Annotated in this window: 17 protein-coding genes and 1 pseudogene; 6 read left to right on the plus strand and 12 right to left on the minus strand. The window is 54.9% G+C overall.

Annotation, left to right across the window (positions count from 1 at the left end; genetic code table 11):
• The 11 genes from ABYV26_RS06040 to ABYV26_RS06090 form a co-directional block, all read right to left on the minus strand.
• Positions 1–563, minus strand: a 563-nt coding sequence (locus ABYV26_RS06040) for a hypothetical protein (protein WP_372679137.1), incomplete at its 3' end; no start/stop codon positions are given.
• Positions 564–741: 178 nt separating this feature from the next.
• Positions 742–1,209, minus strand: a complete 468-nt coding sequence (locus tag ABYV26_RS06045) for an Lrp/AsnC family transcriptional regulator (protein ID WP_372679166.1) — start codon at positions 1,207–1,209, stop codon at positions 742–744.
• A 581-nt stretch (positions 1,210–1,790) separates the two neighbouring features.
• On the minus strand, positions 1,791–3,389 hold the full coding sequence (locus tag ABYV26_RS06050) for a sulfatase-like hydrolase/transferase (protein WP_372679139.1): 1,599 nt from the start codon (positions 3,387–3,389) through the stop codon (positions 1,791–1,793).
• Positions 3,386–4,360, minus strand: a complete 975-nt coding sequence (locus tag ABYV26_RS06055; protein WP_372679141.1) for a hypothetical protein — start codon at positions 4,358–4,360, stop codon at positions 3,386–3,388. Before ABYV26_RS06055 ends, ABYV26_RS06050 begins: the two co-directional genes overlap by 4 nt.
• Complete coding sequence (locus ABYV26_RS06060) at positions 4,350–5,486, minus strand: glycosyltransferase family 4 protein (RefSeq protein WP_372679143.1); 1,137 nt, start codon at positions 5,484–5,486, stop codon at positions 4,350–4,352. Before ABYV26_RS06060 ends, ABYV26_RS06055 begins: the two co-directional genes overlap by 11 nt.
• Entirely contained in the window at positions 5,486–5,863 is a 378-nt protein-coding gene (locus ABYV26_RS06065; protein WP_372679145.1) for a 6-pyruvoyl tetrahydropterin synthase family protein, read from the minus strand. Before ABYV26_RS06065 ends, ABYV26_RS06060 begins: the two co-directional genes overlap by 1 nt.
• Before the next feature lie 177 nt (positions 5,864–6,040).
• Positions 6,041–6,946 (minus strand): zinc-binding alcohol dehydrogenase, encoded by a 906-nt coding sequence (locus ABYV26_RS06070; protein ID WP_372679147.1) that lies wholly within the window; start codon positions 6,944–6,946, stop codon positions 6,041–6,043.
• 125 nt (positions 6,947–7,071) lie between these two features.
• The gene (locus ABYV26_RS06075; protein WP_372679149.1) at positions 7,072–7,872 is read right to left on the minus strand and encodes a RibD family protein; all 801 of its coding nucleotides are present in this window, start codon (positions 7,870–7,872) and stop codon (positions 7,072–7,074) included.
• 102 nt (positions 7,873–7,974) lie between these two features.
• A complete protein-coding gene (locus tag ABYV26_RS06080) occupies positions 7,975–8,946 on the minus strand; it encodes a lysylphosphatidylglycerol synthase transmembrane domain-containing protein (RefSeq protein WP_372679151.1) in 972 nt (323 codons plus the stop codon).
• Between the two features lie 83 nt (positions 8,947–9,029).
• Complete coding sequence (locus tag ABYV26_RS06085; RefSeq protein ID WP_372679153.1) at positions 9,030–10,151, minus strand: CDP-alcohol phosphatidyltransferase family protein; 1,122 nt, start codon at positions 10,149–10,151, stop codon at positions 9,030–9,032.
• Between the two features lie 599 nt (positions 10,152–10,750).
• A complete protein-coding gene (locus ABYV26_RS06090; RefSeq protein ID WP_372679155.1) occupies positions 10,751–11,197 on the minus strand; it encodes a hypothetical protein in 447 nt (148 codons plus the stop codon).
• Positions 11,198–11,871: 674 nt separating this feature from the next.
• Between ABYV26_RS06090 and ABYV26_RS06095 the strand changes: the two genes are divergently transcribed.
• The 4 genes from ABYV26_RS06095 (at position 11,872) to ABYV26_RS06110 (ending at position 15,542) form a co-directional block, all read left to right on the plus strand.
• Positions 11,872–12,951 carry a hypothetical protein gene (locus ABYV26_RS06095; RefSeq protein ID WP_372679156.1) on the plus strand — a complete coding sequence of 360 codons (1,080 nt, stop codon included), beginning with the start codon at positions 11,872–11,874 and terminating at the stop codon, positions 12,949–12,951.
• 164 nt (positions 12,952–13,115) lie between these two features.
• Positions 13,116–14,642 carry a CHAD domain-containing protein gene (locus ABYV26_RS06100; RefSeq protein ID WP_372679157.1) on the plus strand — a complete coding sequence of 509 codons (1,527 nt, stop codon included), beginning with the start codon at positions 13,116–13,118 and terminating at the stop codon, positions 14,640–14,642.
• Between the two features lie 13 nt (positions 14,643–14,655).
• The gene (locus ABYV26_RS06105; RefSeq protein ID WP_372679159.1) at positions 14,656–15,135 is read left to right on the plus strand and encodes a CYTH domain-containing protein; all 480 of its coding nucleotides are present in this window, start codon (positions 14,656–14,658) and stop codon (positions 15,133–15,135) included.
• On the plus strand, positions 15,132–15,542 hold the full coding sequence (locus tag ABYV26_RS06110; RefSeq protein WP_372679161.1) for an NUDIX hydrolase: 411 nt from the start codon (positions 15,132–15,134) through the stop codon (positions 15,540–15,542). Before ABYV26_RS06105 ends, ABYV26_RS06110 begins: the two co-directional genes overlap by 4 nt.
• A 56-nt stretch (positions 15,543–15,598) precedes the next feature.
• On the opposite strand, the gene ABYV26_RS06115 is transcribed toward ABYV26_RS06110, so the two are convergent.
• On the minus strand, positions 15,599–16,720 hold the full coding sequence (locus tag ABYV26_RS06115) for a 6-phosphofructokinase (RefSeq protein WP_372679163.1): 1,122 nt from the start codon (positions 16,718–16,720) through the stop codon (positions 15,599–15,601).
• A 450-nt stretch (positions 16,721–17,170) separates the two neighbouring features.
• On the opposite strand from ABYV26_RS06115, the gene ABYV26_RS06120 reads away from it, so the two are divergent.
• Both ABYV26_RS06120 and ABYV26_RS06125 read left to right on the plus strand, forming a co-directional pair.
• Positions 17,171–18,136: a hypothetical protein gene (locus tag ABYV26_RS06120; protein ID WP_372679165.1), complete on the plus strand. Its 966-nt coding sequence runs from the start codon at positions 17,171–17,173 to the stop codon at positions 18,134–18,136.
• A 138-nt stretch (positions 18,137–18,274) separates the two neighbouring features.
• Positions 18,275–18,956: pseudogene (locus tag ABYV26_RS06125) on the plus strand (hypothetical protein); the annotation flags it as partial.

The following is an 18,956-nucleotide window of genomic DNA, read 5'->3' on the forward strand; positions in this document are numbered from 1 at the left end:
ATATTCTTTGCCGCGCTCATCGTCGGATAGACATCGCGCACCTGCTCCAGTACAAAATTTGTTTGCTTCGCCGGAACCGCCGCCAGCAGCAACCCGCCCTTGAGCTTGTTGAAAATACGGATTTTTCCCGGCTGAAGCAATCGAACAGCGTAGGGCAGCGTCGATGTTTCGGCCACAAGAATCGCTTCATCTCGAAGTTCCAGTCCCGCGCCGTTTTTGAACTCGATGGCGCCCCCGCACGAACTCGGGTTAACAATCACGATCTGCCCTTTTCTAAGGTGCGGTCTGCAGGCTTCGGCAAAGGGTCTGGTACTGTATGCCGGGCCGACGGCGTAGATGATGTCCGCCCCATCCAACGCTTTCTCAATCTCGTGTCCGGAATAGGCAACCGTTTGAAATCCTTCGAGTTCACCCTCGCAGTGGATGCCGCCGTTGTTTTGGACGGCCTTGATACTGTCCGTGAATTGTTCAAAATCAAATAGTCTGACCTGATGTCCATGGGCCGCACAGTCGAAGGCAACGGCACAGCCCCCGTTTCCGGATCCCAATACAGCGATGTTCATGTTGTTATTCTCCCGATTATTATTAGAAATAGTTTTTAATATACCTTTTCGCGGATCGCTGATCTGTTTAAGTTTCGGCGACGTGCTCGATATTGAAACTGAAAGTGACGAGGGATGAAGTGTAAGGCCGATATCGGACTTTTTGCGAAGCCGTCAAATTTACCTTACGGTTTCTCACTTATATATTTCCCGCACCTTCTGGCAGGCGTAACCAGTTTTGCCTGGATTTCATAATGATAAATGTTTCACTTCTGACGACATTGCCAAGCTTTAAGATGGTTTCAGTGGTAAATGTATACAATTCGTCTTTTCCGCCAACACAGACAACCTCGGCAATGATATCGTAGCGTCCAGCGACTACACCTGCCCAAGCGACATTGGGAAGCTGGGAGATTTTGTCCATGATTTGATCCATCTGTCCCTTAGACTGGATGCTCATGGCGACGATTGCGGTTATCATGCCTTGGTGTCGGCGGGGATCGACAAGGCCCGATACTTTGAACAAGCCTTTTTCCTCGAGATTTTTTATCCTGCTTCGAATGGTCGGCGCGGTCACATTGAGCTTTTTTGCCATCTCACCCATCGGCATGCGCCCGTCCTCTGTCAGCAGGTGAATGATCTCGTTGTCCAATGCGTCTAGAACCATTTTATCCAAAAGAAGTCCTCCATCCACTAATTTCTTATAAGCATATGTATTTTATTAATAAATAAAATGTCAAGATAAATTCTTTTAATTAGAAAAATATAAATACAAAAATTTTTCAATTAATCGATTGGGTCGTAAAAGATGGCGATGGCCCGATCGCATGGATTTTACGGGCCAGGATTGCTGTTGTTGTATAAGAAGTCGAAGAATAATGAAAGCTGGGAATAGCAGATCCGCTTAATGTAGGGCTTATCTCCTTCGGGGAGGCGGTTCAGGAAGGAGAGGATGTGTTCGGGGGCGACTATATCGAAGTGAACATCAACGAACTACCTGAAAAATCGTTCGATGATGGCACGGTCGGTTTGTGCCGAATTGAATGAATCACGCGATCTTTTCGCCAACCCCAAACAAACTATGCCGCCCAGTTCATCAGCAAGCGTTGACCCATTAGAGGAGCCGGGCAGAACCATTTGCGCCTTTAACCGTGATTGATTTTGCAGCCAGGGAGATGAAGAAGATCTGGCCTGTGTCGGAGGTCGACCCGCCGGTTCTGGCCATCCCGGATAGCCTGCCTTGCCCGGTTACCTGAAATCTTCCAGCAATCCTGGTAAAAAGGTGTCCATCCCGGCATGGGGGGGCGGTTGGGCCGGAATCAGGCCCGGCGTGTAGCCGCGCTTACGGAACGGTTCCAGTAGCCGCGGGTTGCGGCTGATGACGTGAACCGGCACCGACCAGGACGCTCCAGCGCCGGTGAGCTGCACGTTGGGTTGGTGGTCGCCCATGATGATGACCAGGGTGTCGACGGTGACATACTTTGTGAGGTAGTCTCCTAGCATGGTAAATTCGTAGTCCAGCGAGCGAAGATAGGCATCTCCGGCGTCCTTGAGATCAGGCCAGTAAATCGGATAATAGATCGGCTCCAGATCATTGTAGAGGCTGCCGTCGCCGATGGCAGCCCAGTCGGGAATAAATGGCGGCTGGATGTTGAATGCGGCGTGGCTGCTGATCAAGGCATAGCGGACGAAGCGCGGCTGCTCGCGTCGATCGAATTCCTGGCGTCGGACCCAGTCGAGGACGAATTGGTCAGGCATGGGTGCCCAACCAAACGTCCGGCCGCGATAATTGAAATGCCAGGCGTAATAGGCCTGTTGGTAGCCGAAATAGGCCCCTTCCGGATACGCAAACCGGGTACCGGGCATCACTGAGACGGTGCGATAGCCTTCCTTGTGAAAAATGGACGCCATGGGTTGCAGAGAGGATCGCAGCAGCGATGTGTATTCGAGATCATTGCCGACCCGCAGTCCGGACTCCAGGGTGCCATAAGCCAGCCACGAGGAACCACCGTACGTTGGCGACAACAAGTAGTTAGAAACCGCGCCAAAACCCTGCTGATCAAGGACCTTGGCAAAGCGGTCCATTGTCGCTGCCATCGCCTGGCGGTACTGGGGCCGGCTGAAGACAATGCGGCCGTAGGACTCGACCAAGAACAACAGGACATCCGCGCCTCCCAGACCCTTGAGGGAGAAAGGATGTGCTTCTCTGTCTCGGGCCACTTGCTCCAGTCGGACGACAAAGGCCTGTTGCTGTTCCACCTGCTCTTGCACGAAGCGGATCTCCTGCCCGAGACGGACCAAGGCCGGTGTTTCGACTGGCTTCGATCCGGAGATCAGGGCTGCGCCAAGGATGAGGCCCGACCCACCTAAAAAAGCCAGGCGCAGACGGTCGACCGCCAGCGCCCGGGCCGCCATCTGCCAGGCATACCAACTCGAAGCCATCGCCCCCATTGCCACCGTCACCGTGATCACCGACTGCAACAGAAAATCCCCGGACCGGGCAGAGGTCTTGAGCAGGTCGTAGAGTCCGAAGAGGTAACCCGAATCGATATAGAGGTTGAAAGGCCGGTTGAGGTACATGGGCACGGCGGTATCGCCGATGCGCAGCAGGCGCAGGAAAAGAAAGAGCGCCCATATCGTCAGACGGGTCCAGAACAGTGACCGTTTCCCGCAACCAGCGGCAAATGCCAGGAGAATGAGCAACAGCCAGACATCGATGGACGGCAGCAAAAGCCGCCAGGAAACAAGCGAGTCGGCCGGATAATTGACATTGAGCAGGACGCTGAGGAAAAAAAAGGCCAAACCGAAGACCAGCAGCAGCGGCCACGTGCGCCTTTCGCTGATCATGGCAGGGGCCGATAACGACGGGCCAGGAGATCGAGGTGGCGGGCCAGGAAAGTCAATTCACCCGCCTCGACCTGCCGGTGCCGTAGGCCGGCCCAGGCGCTCAGGCCGGAAGGTGTCGGACCGTTTTTATCGACAAGCTCCCGTTTCACCGTGGCAATGAGGGTATTCAGAAAAAACGCTTCATCGATCGTGTAGCGTCCGTCTCGCGGATGGATGAGCCAGTCCGAGCTACCGGCGGCCAGGAGCGCCACGCCGGGCCGTTGCAGGAAGGTCAGCAGTCGCCGCCCGGTGGTGCTCGCTCCGGAGACTCTCGCCTCCATGGAGGCATGATAGCGCCTGAGGATCTCTTTTTCTTCCTCTCCCGGGTATTCAGGCAGAAAAAGGGTGTCACCATCAAAGTTGCAGGTGAGGTAGGCCAGACCGTTATCTTCGAGCCGCATCAAAAGTTTCGGCAGCAAGACGGGAAAATTTACCAGATCAAGCAGGGCATGGGCGATCAGGAGTTGAAACCGACCCAGCCTGTCGGACCCATCGGCAATCGTTTGGGCGCTGGCAACGACAACAACCAGCGACACGTCGGCGCTGGCGGTGCGCAGTCGGCCGCGCCAGTAGTCGTGCCAGGACAAATCATGGCCCCGCTGCGCAGCCCATTTAGAGAGGTATTGCCGTCCTTCCCGGAGATGGTCTTCGGCACAGTCGGTGATCACATAAGTCGCAGGGCCTGTCAGCAAGCCCCAGTCAACGACCCGAGCCAGCATGGTGCCAATGCCGGCACCAATCTCGATAATGTTGACAGGCGCGCGTTCGGTTGCCTGCGGCAGGGCCTGACACAGGGTCTCCCAGACATGCCGGTTGAGGGCCCGGTCATCGATAGCCTTCTTGGCGGCAAGATAGCCGGAAGAAAAGTCATTTCCGTTTACCCCCAAAGTGGGGGAATGTATGGTGCTGTCCGGAAAATGGTCATCCTGCATCAAGATTTGCTCCTCGTGCCGGATCGGCGACGTTGCCCCCGCGCTGCCAGCCCATCATCTCCCGGAGAAAGCCATCGATGCTTGCCACGCTTTCCTGCCAAGTCGGATGCCCGGCATAGGTCGCACAGGCGGCCAGGGACATTCGCCGCAGCGCCTCGCGATCATGATGCAGGTCGGCAAGGAGCGGCGCCAATCCCCGAAGATCGTGAGGGTCCAGGAGAAAACCGTTCGCCCCATGGCTGATGGTCTCGTCCGCCGCGCCATCCCGGCTGCAGATAGCCGGCAGACCAAAGCCCATCGCCTCTAAAATGGCGATGCCGAACCCCTCATAGGCGTATGGCATACAAAAGAGATGACTGGTGCGCAACACCTTGACCAGATCCTCATCCTTGCAGAAGCCATGGAAGTGGACTGAATCGGACAGGCCGAGTTGCCTGACCAGCCGCCCGGCCTCGGCCACATGCACGGGGTCGACGTCGAGGCTTCCCACCACCGATAATCGCCATATATCGCAGTCCACCTGGGCCAAGGCGCTCAGCAGCGGCAGCAAGCCTTTTCTCGGGATAACCATGCCCAAAAAGAGCAGTTCCAGCGGTCCCGGACGTAAGGCCCGATGGCCGATAGTCTCGGCCGAGAGAGGATTGCCGAACCGGTTCCCTGCCGGATAGGCGACAATCTCCGGGCGGTCGCCGCTTACCAGGGCCCTTACTGTCCGCCGGGTGGTCTCCGAGTTGTGGATAAAACCGTCCACCGAGGCCAGATAGCGCCGTTCGACGACGGCCAGCATCGCATTTTGCCAGCGCTGGCGTGGTTCGCGGCAGAGCAGATGATGAATCATGGCCACGACAATTGGCCCGGCCTGCCGACGAAGCCGTCGGTTGACCGTAAAGAGCGAAGGATGACAGAGTTCGTCCTGCACCAGAACGTCGAATCCACCGGCCAGCAGGCATCGGCAACGACCGGGCAACAAGCCGTGACCGACCCGCCTCAGATAAGAGCCGCCGGGAAAGCTGATCACCTCCACCTCATGGCCCAGTTGAATCAAACCCCGGGCCACCATCCGGTCATACAGATAGCCACCGGTCTCGGTGTCGAGGCTGCCATAGATGATCAAACCGATGCGCATTAGAGCAGGGTTCGGTAGGAGGTCCAGGCAATGTCATCCTCCCAGATGGTGACGGCCATGGCCGAAAGGGGCAGGTGAGCGAGCCGTTCCTGGAAAGCCGCATGAATGATGGCGGCCAACCGTTCAATGCTCGGGTTGAGACCGCTGAAGGCGGCAAGCGCATTCAAGGTCTTGCCCTGAAATTCGGCGGTAATCTCATCCAGGTGACGCTCCACGTCGACAATATCAACGAGAAAACCATGGGCGTCGAGGATCATTGCCTCCAGAACCAGTTCCAACCGGTAGCGGTGGGAATGCTCGATGTTCTCATCGCCCCACTCCCCACCTATCAGAAAATGCCGGGCAATGAATTCGCGTCGAACGCCAAGACTGTACATGATGGTTTGCTCCTTGGTGACTATAACCTATCTCAAAAATAGTCTAAGTGCCCATGGCGGCGTTATGAAACGGCTCAACATGCTCACATACTACATGTATGCTCCGCTTTTTCGCCGTTGCATGCCTTGCCCTGAACCCTGATCCTTATTTTTGAGATAGGTTATAATGATGCATTTTCACATCTCTCCATTAAACCCGTGATCGAAAATCACTTGAATCGTCTCTCCCGGGCTTCGGTCGATCAGTGCATAGGCCGACGCCGCATCGGCCAGGGCGAACCGGTGGGTGATGCAGCCGACAGGCCGCACCTGACGCAGCATCTCCCAGGTCCAATTCAGGCGCCGGGCAGGTGTCCACCTGCCAGTCAGGCCAGGGGAAATGCGACTCACCTGAGAACTGATCAGGGAGATACGGCCACGATGAAAGAAAGAGCCCAGGTCCAGATGAACTTTTTTAGCGCCAAACCATGAACCAACCACGACTCGGCCGCTGTAGCGCGCAAGCGCAATAGCGCATTCCAGCCCGGCCGGATTGCCCGAGAGTTCGTATACCAGATCTGCCTGGCCGCCGTTACCCGGGGTGGCACCCAGGCGGGAAAAGAGTGCCGGGTCCGAAGGATCAAGGCATTCGCCGGCGCCAAAACGGAGCGAGGCCTCACGTCGCAGCGGATGGTGTTCAAGGGTCGTCAGCGCAGCCAACGGAAAACGGGAGAGCAGCGAGGTGGTGAGAAGACCGACAATACCCTGGCCGACGATGATGATCTTCTCTCCGGTCAGGGGCCGACCATCCAGCAGGAAGCTCACCGCAGTCTCCATGGTGGGCAGAAAAAGGGCACTCTCATCGTCCAGATCATCGGGAATGGGGTGAAGGGAGGCAGGCCTGGCACAAAAGTGGTCCTGGTGCGGGTGGAAGGCGAATACTCGGCGGCCAAGCCAGTCATCGGCGACCGCCCCGCCCTGTTCGATCACTCGACCGACCGCACTGTAGCCATAGGACAGAGGATAGGAAAAAGGTCCGGACAAGGCTTCAACCGTGGCATCCACGGCGACTCCCAATGGCCACTGGCCGCGGTAGACCAGCATCTCCGTCCCCGGGCTGATAGCCGAACAGCGAGTCCGGACCAGGACCTGATGGGGAGCTGGTCGAGTAACCGGTTCGATCTTCACGGCGACCCGTCCCGGCTCCACAAACGCTAATCGATGCTGCCTCACTGATCCTGCCATTGCGGTTGGGCCCAAAGAATGATATCCGGGCCGCAGGATTGGTAAGTCACTGAACTTAGATGCAAAAAAGAACCGTTGTCCGCCGCGGGCCGATCCAGCACCGGCAAGCCTCCCACCAGGCGGGGGGCGATGGTGATGATCATCTGATCAACCAGACGCGCCTTAATGAAGCTCGTGATCACCTGGCCGCCGCCCTCCACCATGACGCTCCGGATCCCTCTCTCGGCGAGGAGATGCAAGAGGTTGGGCAGATCTACCCTGTCCTGGCGGTCGCGGTGGCAGCGGATGATCTCAGCCCCCCGGCCCTCGATCGCACCGACACGATCAGGGTCTTTATTGCCGGTGCAAGCCAGCCAACACCGGTGGTCGGTGCGGTCAAGGAGTCGGGCATGCAGGGGAATGCGCAGATTGCTGTCAAGAACGATAGGCTGGGGGCTGGACCCTTCCGCGAGACGAACCGTGAGCTGGGGGTCATCGACAAGCAAGGTGTTGATTCCGATGACAATGGCGTCGCAGGCAGCGCGGATACGGTGGGTCATGACCATGGATTGCCGGCCGCTCAACAGGAGCTGTTCGCGGTTCCGGGTGGCGATGCTGCCATCCACGCTCTGGGCGTAGGAAACAGTGACCAGCGGTCGATGATGACGATCCAGGAAGTCCTCGGCTTGGAGCGGCCACTGGGCGAACCATTGTTCCGGATGGCAACCGGGGGTGCCGCCGCCGATGGCTGCCGGTGTGTTCAGTCCGCAACGGAGCGAGGTGTCGTTCGGTGGTCGCTTATTCATGCATATCCCTTGATGGCGGCGTACAAATCCGGACCGGCTGGATTGCAACACACATGTTACACCACCTTCATGTGAGTCATTAAGCGATCAATTAGCCTGCTGTCAATCTGACCTGCGATTGATGATATCGGCCTTTCCCCGACAAGTCAAATAATTCAACGTCAGAAGCAAACCGGCCAGGCTGAATAGCACGTCGCGAAACCGGATGATCAGGCAGAGGCTGAGGCCAAGGGCACTCCCCTGGTCAAGGGTTGCCGTCAACCAGGGCAGCGCAGATTCCAACACACCGATACCCGCCGGTAAGGGTGTCAGAAAGGCAAGGCGGGCGACAACCACGATCGCGGTCAAGTGCCCAAACGACAGAGGAAAGCCCAGCAAGAAGGCCATTAACCAAAATTCTGCAAAGACCCCGAGCCAGTGACTCAGGGAGAGCAGATTGGCCAAAAAGAATTTGCGGCGATGCTGCTGAAAAAGGGCTTCCGCCATGGCCTCGCCTTGGTTGACGGCTTCCAGCCATGGCCCGATTCTGCCAAACATTCCGCCCAGTGCAACGAGTCGGGCAAGCGGTCTCCCGCCGGTAAAGAGCGCTGCCAGGAGGGCGGCAAAAACCACCATTATGGCAATGATTATGCCGACCTCGTGGCTCCCGGCAAAGGGGCCGCCCCCGGTCAAGGCAATCGCGATGAGGCAGAGGGTGAGGACAACCAGGCTGGCGATAAGCTCAAGTAGTCGGTCCAGGGCCACCGCTGTCGTCGCAGCGGTCACAGGGATCTCGTGGCGGTTGTGCAGCAGGTAAACCAAAAGCGGTTCGCCGCCGAAATGCGGGCCAGGGGTGAGATAGCTCACGGCGTTGGCCGCACAGCGATAGGCACACACAGATAGCAACCCGACCGGACGGTCCAGGGTCCTCAGAAGCAGCCACAATCGAGTGGTCATCACGGGCAGCATCAGTAGGTTGATGACCAGAATGCTCAGGATGGCACAAGGGCCGAGCCCGACCAGCAGTCCCCATGCCTCGGCCCATGCCACCCCCTTCAAGGCGTGCCAGGCCAGTGCCAGACCGAAGATTAACAACAGCCAGCGCCAACTTTTCCGTATCCCGCGCCTGACGGCTGACGATTGGCTTGAATCCGCATTCGGTGATTGACGGAAAATGGTCATTGGGTCTCGCTGCAAGCCGTCACCTTCTTGCCATTATGCCGGTAGAGGAGCCTTTCTTCCGGGGCCCAGAGCGACAAGGCACCGGTGCCGGTCAGCATCAGGGTGGCGGTGGCGCCGAAAAGGATCATGGCGGGCATCGACCTCCCCAATGGAGACAGGTTGCTGGCGAGCAACAGTGTTAGAAAAAGTGCGGCACTGCGCCCCATAAGGGCAAGTCCGATAAACAGACAGCCAATGCCTAAAGCCAGATACCAGGGCAGATGGACTGGGTATACACCACCTCCAGCCAGTATGGCGGCACCACAAACGAGGATCGTTAAGCGCAGCACCAAGGGCATAAGCCTCATCCACAAGACACCGACCCGGCGTTCCGCGGCTGTTTGTTGGTTGTCATCGACTGCCACCCGACATGAGACCACCAGCCAGTCTCGCAAAAAACCCACCAGCAGCGGCATCATAAAAATATAAGCGGCAACGACGGTGAATGTCGGATGAAGGATGGGTAGGAGTGCCATCCCCACCAATCCCATCTGGAAACCGGCGATGATTCGCGCATAGGGCCGCGCTTGTAGAGCGACCAGCGGCTGACGCCGCTTCTGCCGCAGCCATATCCCGAAGATGAATGGGTAGTAGGCCAGCCCGACCAGGAGATAGACGGCCGGTAAGCGACCGAGGTTGACAGCCAATAACGACGCCACCAAGAGACCAGCGGCGTCGGTGGTGACGTCCAACCGTTTACCGAGTTCAGTCTCCCGCTTCTGCCGCCTGGCCACCAACCCGTCCATCAGGTCGGCCAAAGCAATCCCGAGATAGACGAGTCCCGGAGCCCAGCTAAGGCCATTTGGCAATCCGTGTCCCGGTAGCAGTGTCATCGGCAAAAGTCCGGCAAGCGAAACAATCGCACCGGCGCGAAACAGGGAGATCCAGTTGGCTGCGCCAAGGGTGGGGTAAAGCCGGCCCGCTTCACCGAGGCGATGGTTACCCCCCAGATGACGAGACAATTGATGCTGCACATGAGCGGCCACTGCCAATCCGGGCAGCAGGGTCAGAACCATGATCGATTGGCGCCTCAGCAAGGGCAAATAGAGGACGACGGCGAACAGCCAGGGTGAAAACAAGATTAACCCCGCCAACCGGGACTGATTCCGCAACCGTGAAGGAATGATGGGTCGCATCTTAATCTGCCGTATAGAGCAGGCTCGATAGATTCAGTTCCTCAGAAGTACCGTGCGCTGGAATATATTGAACCCACCACCTCAAATTTAGAATTATATTAGCACTGTATTTTTTTATAACCGCTTAAAGCGAGCTTTATTGTTTCGATTTTCTCAAGGGCCTCCATTTATATCAAAAAATATAATCGTCCGGCAACAAGGCAAAAAATAGATAGTGGAATAATGGACACAACAGGGTTGATTATTTTTTCATCACCTTCGATCGACAACAGGGGCCCGTGATGCCGCCGGAAATGCGTAGAGGGGTATTTTACCAGCTTCCCCTGAGGCACACCGCAGGCCGGCTATTTCCTTTGAACCACTTGTCGCGTAGCCAGCCGATCAGGCCCTGGTTCCGAGAGAAGGCTTGCAATCGTGTATCTGGAATGTGACGCCCCACGATCAGGTTGATGCGCGATGCTCTGCCGGCGAGCCGTTCACGGGCCAGCATCACGGTGCGCAATCGCGGAAAAGACCTTTGATTTAAAACCAAGCTGATCCACCTATTGATCTCCCCTGACGGGTGTGCACACACCAAACACGACATAGGCCACGCCATTGCCCGATGCAGAGAGAACGGCGCTTCCGTTTTTTTTCGAGATTGTTAGGCTCCAGGCCAAACCATCCGCCACCCCCTCGACCCCTTCGTCTACACCTTGGATTACTGTATTGTTCTCAACGACAGCAACGCTGTGAATTGAAATCTGCCGCCTCACCAGGCTGTCTTTCGAGGGGCGAACAGCCTTGGCCTTGAAGTCAATCATGAATTTTCTTGGAAGCCCGACGGTGTCTGGATCAACATCGTCAGTGATCCTGTATCGATTGATTTCGACAACTTTATCGACCGTTCCAGACAATGGTGCCGAGCCATCGAAATCACCGGCAACGGCGGCGGCGGTCAAACCCATCAGACCGGCTACTCCAGCCATGACCTTGGGGTATGTGAACATCCAATTCCTCCAAAACACCTAATTTTTTTGATCGATCTGACGAATGGGGTGAGTGTTGACTGCTTTTTTTTTCACCCAAACAAGCGATTCACCTTTCTCGAAGAAGGTCGATGGGTAACGATCACGGTTGGGTACCATCGATGGTGGCATTCAACAGGTGGAACGCATTGGGTCTGCCGATCTCACACCATCTTCGGCGTTAGCTGTCGCCGCGCATAGCCCACACTATAGCCCGACGACATCTGCCTTGAATCTGCGGCAAGCTCGACAATCGCTTGTTTGGGTTTCATGGGCTTTTATTGCCATTTCCAGGAGCCGTTTCGTGCGCTGATGGATCAGAATATCGAATCCAATTAAGAATGCAAGGGGTACGCGGTATCCGTCTGCAGATGACAGCACCGCTTCCCAATCATAGCAGGCTGCCGGTTGGATCGCAGTCTACACGACCCTCACGGCGGTAGCTTGAAAGTGCCAATTGACTGCGGACATGGTCCATGGTAGGGCATCGATATCTGCACGACCGATCAAATCAGCCAGGTCAGCAAAACCAAATGGATCCGACGAAGGGACTTGCCGTTCAGGCAGTTTCTACATTACCCTCCACACGATCCATCACCCAAGCGCGATGGTTTAACCCAAAAGTAACCAGAAACCACGTATCGACAGGAGATGCCATGACTGACCCAAACGATATCCCCAATGTCTCTATGGCCAACACCAAAAAAGAACTGCTCGAGGCCTATGAAGCGGCAAAAAACCGCTTCGATAGTTTAAACAAGGATCTTTTGGATGCCGAAAAAGCCCGGAAACGGCTCGAGAAACAAGTCGCCGAGGCAACGGCCGATTCAGAGATGGACCAGGATCCGGTGACGCGCCTTCACGACCTGCGCGGGTCGATCAGCCGCGAATTGACCGACCTGGCCGAACGGTTCGAAACCGAGATCGAGACCTATCGCAAAATCAAATCCGCCATCGAAACCAAGCAAGGGGAGCTGAATACGATCTACGAAGTGGAGACGGCCGCATCCGACCTGGCGGCCCTGATCGATGCCCAGCGGGTGAAAAAAGAGCAGTTCGCGCAGGAGATGGAGGCGCAACAGGCCGCCTTCGGAGTGGAAATGCAGGAAAAGCGCACCCAGTGGCAACGAGAAAAAGCCGACCACGATCGGCAGGTCAAGGAGCAGGCGGAAGCGCTCGCCAAACAGCGTCAGCGCGAAAAGGAAGAGCACGAATATGCCTCTGCGCGGGAACACGCGCAGCGCAAAAACACCCTGGAAGACGAGCTGCAGGCCCTGGAAAAAGAGCTCGCCGTCAAGCGCAATGATTTCGAGAACGACGTCCGGCAGCGAACGGCTGCGCTCGACACCCGTGAAGAAGCCATCGCCGCCCGTGAAAAGGAGATGGCGGCCCTGCAAAAAGAGGTAGAGAGCTTTCCCACGCGAAGTGAAGCCAGCATCCAGACGGCGGTGGCCCAGACCACGGACCGGCTGACAAGGGATTTCAAGAGCGACAAGGCCCTCATGGAAGCCCGCTTCGAAGGTGAAAGGAACGTCCTTTTAGGGAAAATCGAGGCCCTTGAGAAAACGGTGTCGTCACAGGCAGCCCAGATCGGAGATCTGTCCAAGAAGAGTGAACTGGCCTACGAAAAGGTTCAGGATATCGCCAACCGCGCCGTCACCGCTTCCCGAAGGGAGTCCTATCCGGCCCCTGTTCACCATTCCACCGCATCGGGTCGTGAGGACAGCCAGGCCTGAGAATGCGCAATCTGTTAATAAAGATGGCGGTGATTCGATCCAAATAGAAGCAAACGCCTGAACCGACGAAAAAAAAGCCCGCGCCATCGTCCAGGACGTCGCGACCACTCTCCAATGAACCCTGGGCCCCCATCCGTTGCCGGTGTGACGTGAAAGGTTTCGCCATGACCCATCGTTGTTATTCCATACCCGGCGCAATAACCATCGATGCCATCCGGTCCGAACTGACCCGTTTGTTCGACGGCATCCGGGAATTGGCGGGTACTGAAACTGTTGAGGTCCTGGATTCATTTGATTGGCGGCTTTTTAAAAAAGGCTGGCTGCTATTAAAGACGCAGAAATATTATACCATCGTCGACATTCACAGCCGGCAACAGCTCGCCAGGGTTGCCGCGGACGAAAGGAAACCGCGACGATTCCACTGGAAGTTTCCTGAATCGAAGGTCGCCGCTTGTCTCGGCGACACCCTGGAAATGAGGGCCCTGTTGCCGCTTGGCGAAATAAAAAAGCAGTGGATTGACCATGATCTGCTCAATAGCGATGAGAAAATCGTTGCCCGGCTGACCGTGGAAACCTATGGCGCCAATGGCGGGATGGAACCGGTCAGGCAATGCCGGCTCAAACCGGTGCGGGGCTATACCAAAGCCGCGAATCAGGTTGCCAACAGCCTGGAGAAGTTGGGACTGGTGCCAGCCGAACTGTCACCGATCCTGTGCGTACTGATACGCAACGGTCTTGCCCCGGGTGGCTACTCGTCAAAAATCAACATTTTGCTGAAACCGGAGACGACGGCTGCCGAAGCGGTCCGGTGCATCATGAAGGACCTGGTATCCGTGATGCATGTCAACCTGCCCGGTGTTCGCCAGGACATCGACACTGAGTTTCTGCACGACTTCCGGGTATCGGTGCGCCGGGCCCGCTCCCTGTTGAGTCAGATGAGAGGCGTTCTCGACGCCGGGACAGCTGCCAATCTCCAGCTGCGGTTGAAGGCGATGGGAGCCGCCACCGGCAACGTCCGGGATCTGGACGTGTACCTGCTGAAGAAAGCGGAGTACATTAACCTGTCTCCCGACGTCCTTAAACCCGGCATCAGCCGTCTTTTCAAGACGCTGAAGCGAAAACGGCGCTATGCCAGGGACCGCATGATCAACGCCATGGCCACTACCGATTTCAAAAATGCCTTGGCAGACCTCGATGCATTTGTCGATTCCGATCCGTTGGTCACGTCCGATGCGCCGCACAGCTCCCTCCCCATCGGAGAATTGGCCAAGGTGGTGATTTACAAACGCTACCGCAGGATTATCGAGAAGGGTGGTCAGGTCTCTGAATCCACGCCGGATAAACATCTTCACAACCTGCGCATCGAGTGTAAAAAGCTGCGCTATCTGCTGGAGTTTTTTACATCCCTGTTCCCCGAGGACCAGATGAAAATATTGGTGAAACAGCTCAAGCAACTCCAGGAAAATTTAGGCGATTTCAACGACCTCTCCGTCCAGCAGGCTTTTTTGATCAATTATCTGCAATCCATCCAACCGCAGGCATCGCATGCCGTGATGTTGGCCGCGGCCACCGGTGGATTGATCGCCCGGCTTCATGTGACGCATGGACAGGTCCGCTCGCAATTTTTTGGTGTCTTCAGTGAGTTCAACGCATCGGCAAACCAGAAGCGGTTCGAGACGCTTTTTACCTAACAGGAATCATCCCATGGGAATTGAAATCGAACGCAAGTTTCTGGTCGACCATCTGCCTTCTTCTTTAACCAACCAGGCTGGTGCGATTATTCGCCAGGGATATGTTATTATCGCCGAAGGGGGCGTTGAACTGCGCATCAGACAAAAGGGGGCACGTTTTTACCAGACAATCAAGGCGGGAGAAGGCTTGTCGAGAAAGGAAATCGAAATCGAATTGTCAGAAGACCAGTTCCATCTATTGTGGCCGCATACCGACGGCCGTTGGGTGAGCAAAACCAGGTATACCCTGCCCGTGGAGAATCATACCGCCGAAGTGGACCGGTTTGACGGTGATTTGACCGGATTGCTCTTGGTGGAAGTCGAGTTTGCGTCGCTGGAGGAGGCCAGTCAGTTTGTACCGCCGGGCTGGTTTGGCACGGATGTTACCGAAGATCACCGATATAAAAACAGGCATCTTGCCGTCCACGGCATTCCTGGGGATAAGACGCCATGACAGACGTTTTCGCCCAGGCCGGGGCCATCCCCTACCGCCTCGCCGCTGATACGATCGAGGTGCTGCTGATCTCGACCAGCAGTGGAAAACACCTAACCATTCCCAAAGGATTGATCGATCCCGGGTTCTCCGCCACCGAAGCCGCGCTGAACGAGGCTTACGAGGAGGCGGGGGTTAAAGGCCGCCTGTCGACACCGGCGATCGGCAGGTACCATTTTAATAAATGGGGCGGTCGGTGTGAGGTTGAGGTCTTTGCTATGGCAGTGACCCGAATGCTCGACAAGTGGCCGGAAGACACAGTGCGGCGACGGTTATGGACGGATTACAGACATGCCGCCGGCCAAGTGATGCATCCCGACCTCGGCGCTCTGATTCTCAAACTGCACGACCATTTATCACGATCTTGAAAAACAGCTTATGATCGGGCGCGTCGACGCCGATTTAAAATCTCGCTAAAGATCTTTTAGTCCCCCAAGTTTGTCTCAACCTTTCGCGCGCACTCGATCCAGGGATGATCCAAGGGCACGGTTTTGCGCTTGCCGACGACTTTCTTCAAGGGAACGGGTTCAGTCTTGTCGCCCTTTGAAGCCACCATAACACCGTATTTTCCGCGATTGATCAGATCGGCGCAAGCGGTGCCCAGGCGGGTCGCCAATAAACGGTCCGCCACCGATGGTGTGCCGCCACGTTGCACGTAGCCCAAGATGGAGACCCTGGAAGTCAGGTCGGTCAATTTTTCGAGTTGTCGTGAAAGTTGGAAGGTATTGTCAGAATAGCGCGACTCGACCTGCTGCAATTCTGCTTTCAGTTTCAGCTTCTCTTTCTGGGTGTTGGCTTTCTTCTTTTTTTGAATAACTTTTTGCAGCGCGGCAGCATTTTCTCTGGATTTGGCGCCTTCAGCCACGGCCACGATGCTGAAGTTTTTCCCTTCGTGCCGCCGCCGAAGGATAGCTTCGGCTATTTTTTCAACATCATAGGGAATCTCAGGGATCAGGATGACGTCGGCGCCACCGGCGATGCCGGCACCCAGAGCAAGCCAGCCCGTCTTGTGCCCCATCGTTTCCACCACGATGATGCGATGATGGCTGTGGGCCGTGCTGTGCAGGCGATCGATGGCCTCTGTGGCGATGCCGCATGCCGTATCAAAACCGAAGGTCACATCTGTCCCGTAGACATCATTGTCAATAGTTTTAGGGAGGGTAACGATATTCAGTCCTTTTTCCATCAAACGGTAAGCATTTTTCTGTGTTCCGCCGCCACCCAGGCAAATCAGTGCATCTAACCGACTCTTTTGGTAATTTTCAATCAGCACCTGGGTCATGTCCATCACCTTGTTGCCCACGGGCATACGATGGGGTTTCTCACGACTGGTGCCCAATATCGTACCGCCTCGGGTCAGGATGCCTGAAAAGGAGACGCTTTTCATTTGAACACTCCGGTTTTCCATCAATCCTCGAAACCCATCGCGAAATCCGATGACCTTCATCCCATACGATCCCAAGGCAGCTTTTCCGATCCCCCGGATCGCTGCATTTAGACCGGGACTGTCACCGCCAGCAGTTAAAAGACCGACCAATTTTGCCATGATATACTCCTATAGGGTTTCACAGTTCGGTTAGAAGAAGTGCAGGGAATGGGTATTATGAATTCCAATATTCATTCGAAGCATCTTTCGTGTTGCCTTTGCAGTGAAGCCCTTGCCACCCGGAGGGCAAGGTGCTTCACTGACAGAAACTATATAGTTCAACCGTAATTCATGTGCAAGATACCTTTTCCTTGGGCTTCAGGATATGGCCGAGAAATGAACCCGATATATGATGATGGCGATGCAACTCAAATCGCACCGTATTGTTTTTCGAAGGGACTTTGTGGTAACCAATAAAGGTATCGGTGTAGGTAGAAAAACGTGATGAGCGCAGGCAAGACAAGCAAAAATCGGCGAAAACGCGCAGTTGCAGTCAATGGTTGATAAGCAAACAAGTCCCACCCGATCCAAAACATGCTGCCAGCTGCCGAGCCGTAAGGGAGAAAAAAGATGGCAAAAGCTCAAGGTAAAAAAAAGAACATCAATCTTCGCGAAGAAATCGCGCAAATGAAGGATGTGGCCACCCAAATCCAAAAAAAAGTCGAAGCGGGTGACGCCAGCAATATGATCCTTAAAGCCATGGCGGTCCTCAAAAGAAAAGACAGAGTCAAAGTGGTCCTGACCACCTTGGAAAAGTATTATAATGCGGAAGAATTGAAACCGTACCAGGCGGAACTGATCAAAATGCAGCTTCACTTGGAGCGTACAGGAAAAAAAATGGTTATTCTTTTCGATGGCCGGGATGCCTCTGGAAAAGGGGGGACGATTCGCCGGGTGACCCGCTATATGAATGAAAAAAGATACCGTGTGGTCGCTCTGGGCAAACCAAGTGAACAGCAGAAAACGGAACTTCACATCAAACGGTATATCGAACACTTCCCCAGGGCTGGCGAGATCGTGCTCTTTGACCGAAGCTGGTATAACCGGGCCATGGTTGAACCGGTGATGGGGTTTTGTACGCGCAATCAATACAACCGGTTTATGAAAAAAGTAAATACCTATGAAAAGAATTTTCTCGAAGATGAGGGGAACACCATTCTTCTCAAGTTGTATTTTTCGGTCAGCAAAAATGAACAATCCAGACGATTTGAGCGCAGAAAAAATGATCCGCTGCGGCAGTGGAAGCTTTCGGAAGTTGACCTGCAGGCTCAGGAATTGTGGGACAAATTTACCGAAAAGAAGTACATGCTTTTAAAAAAGACACATACTAAAACGTCACCCTGGAACATCATCCGGTCAAACGATAAACACCTGGCTCGCCGGGAAGCGATGAAGGTGATTCTCAATTCGGTGCGATATAAAGGAAGGCGCCGCAGGCTCGATTTTCGAGTTGATCCGGAAATCGTGATACCGGGGGACCAGGAACTGAAGAACATGCAAAACCAGAAAAAAAAATACGGCAAGTTCGTAGTTTAAAACCGGTGATTCGGTTCTGGCGTCAATGCTTCCCCACTGGTCACGGGTTCAACTCGCTAAACGGTTTATCACGAGGAGTTGCTTCCGTATTTTTAGTGGCTTCATTTCAGGTTGACCCTAATCTTGGAGGATGGAACCATGTCAGATAAACGCAAGAAGAAACATAACCGTCCGAACATGAAAAAGAAATCAGAGAACGCGGCGGCTGTAAAGGAGCAAAACGTTAAAAGCCGAGCGTCAAAAAAGAAAAAGAAGTTAATCGAGCACACGGCACTGAAAAACAAGGATAAGAAAAAAAAGAAAAACAGAACGTCCATCTGGGTAAACAAGGCCACCCTCCAGTACGAAGATGAACTGCACAAGCTTCAGATCGAGCTGTTGAAAATGCAAAAGTATGTCAAGAAGAAAGGGTTGCGACTGCTGATGTTATTCGAGGGGCGCGATGCGGCGGGCAAAGGGGGTACCATCAAACGGATTACGGAACATCTGAATCCGCGCGGAACGCGAACGGTGGCCTTGATGACACCCGATGAAACGGAGCGGACCCAATGGTATTTTCAAAGATACATCCAACATCTTCCAGCAAATGGGGAGATCGTGCTTTTTGATCGCAGCTGGTATAACCGAGCCATGGTCGAACCGGTGATGGGGTTTTGTTCGGATGAGCAAAACAAACGGTTCTTAAAAGATGTCCCGCTGCTTGAGGAGATGTTGGTCAAAGACGGCATTATTCTATTTAAATATTTCTTCTCCGTTTCCAAAGGGGAACAACTGCGCAGATTTGTTTCGCGGGAAACCGATCCGCTTAAACATTTTAAGA

The sequence above is a fragment of the Desulfosarcina sp. genome, from assembly GCF_041551955.1.
In the GTDB taxonomy this organism is placed as follows: Bacteria; Desulfobacterota; Desulfobacteria; order Desulfobacterales; family Desulfosarcinaceae; genus Desulfosarcina.

Coding starts and splice junctions, on each gene's coding strand:
- ABYV26_RS06115 (WP_372679163.1), bottom strand. CDS start 16,720: ATGGCAAAATTGGTCGGTCTTTTAACTGCTGGCGGTGACAGTCCCGGT.
- ABYV26_RS06090 (WP_372679155.1), bottom strand. CDS start 11,197: ATGTTCACATACCCCAAGGTCATGGCTGGAGTAGCCGGTCTGATGGGT.
- ABYV26_RS06100 (WP_372679157.1), top strand. CDS start 13,116: ATGACCCATCGTTGTTATTCCATACCCGGCGCAATAACCATCGATGCC.
- ABYV26_RS06045 (WP_372679166.1), bottom strand. CDS start 1,209: ATGGTTCTAGACGCATTGGACAACGAGATCATTCACCTGCTGACAGAG.
- ABYV26_RS06070 (WP_372679147.1), bottom strand. CDS start 6,946: ATGCTGGTCTACCGCGGCCAGTGGCCATTGGGAGTCGCCGTGGATGCC.
- ABYV26_RS06095 (WP_372679156.1), top strand. CDS start 11,872: ATGACTGACCCAAACGATATCCCCAATGTCTCTATGGCCAACACCAAA.
- ABYV26_RS06075 (WP_372679149.1), bottom strand. CDS start 7,872: ATGAATAAGCGACCACCGAACGACACCTCGCTCCGTTGCGGACTGAAC.
- ABYV26_RS06110 (WP_372679161.1), top strand. CDS start 15,132: ATGACAGACGTTTTCGCCCAGGCCGGGGCCATCCCCTACCGCCTCGCC.
- ABYV26_RS06060 (WP_372679143.1), bottom strand. CDS start 5,486: ATGCGCATCGGTTTGATCATCTATGGCAGCCTCGACACCGAGACCGGT.
- ABYV26_RS06065 (WP_372679145.1), bottom strand. CDS start 5,863: ATGTACAGTCTTGGCGTTCGACGCGAATTCATTGCCCGGCATTTTCTG.
- ABYV26_RS06120 (WP_372679165.1), top strand. CDS start 17,171: ATGGCAAAAGCTCAAGGTAAAAAAAAGAACATCAATCTTCGCGAAGAA.
- ABYV26_RS06050 (WP_372679139.1), bottom strand. CDS start 3,389: ATGATCAGCGAAAGGCGCACGTGGCCGCTGCTGCTGGTCTTCGGTTTG.
- ABYV26_RS06055 (WP_372679141.1), bottom strand. CDS start 4,360: ATGCAGGATGACCATTTTCCGGACAGCACCATACATTCCCCCACTTTG.
- ABYV26_RS06105 (WP_372679159.1), top strand. CDS start 14,656: ATGGGAATTGAAATCGAACGCAAGTTTCTGGTCGACCATCTGCCTTCT.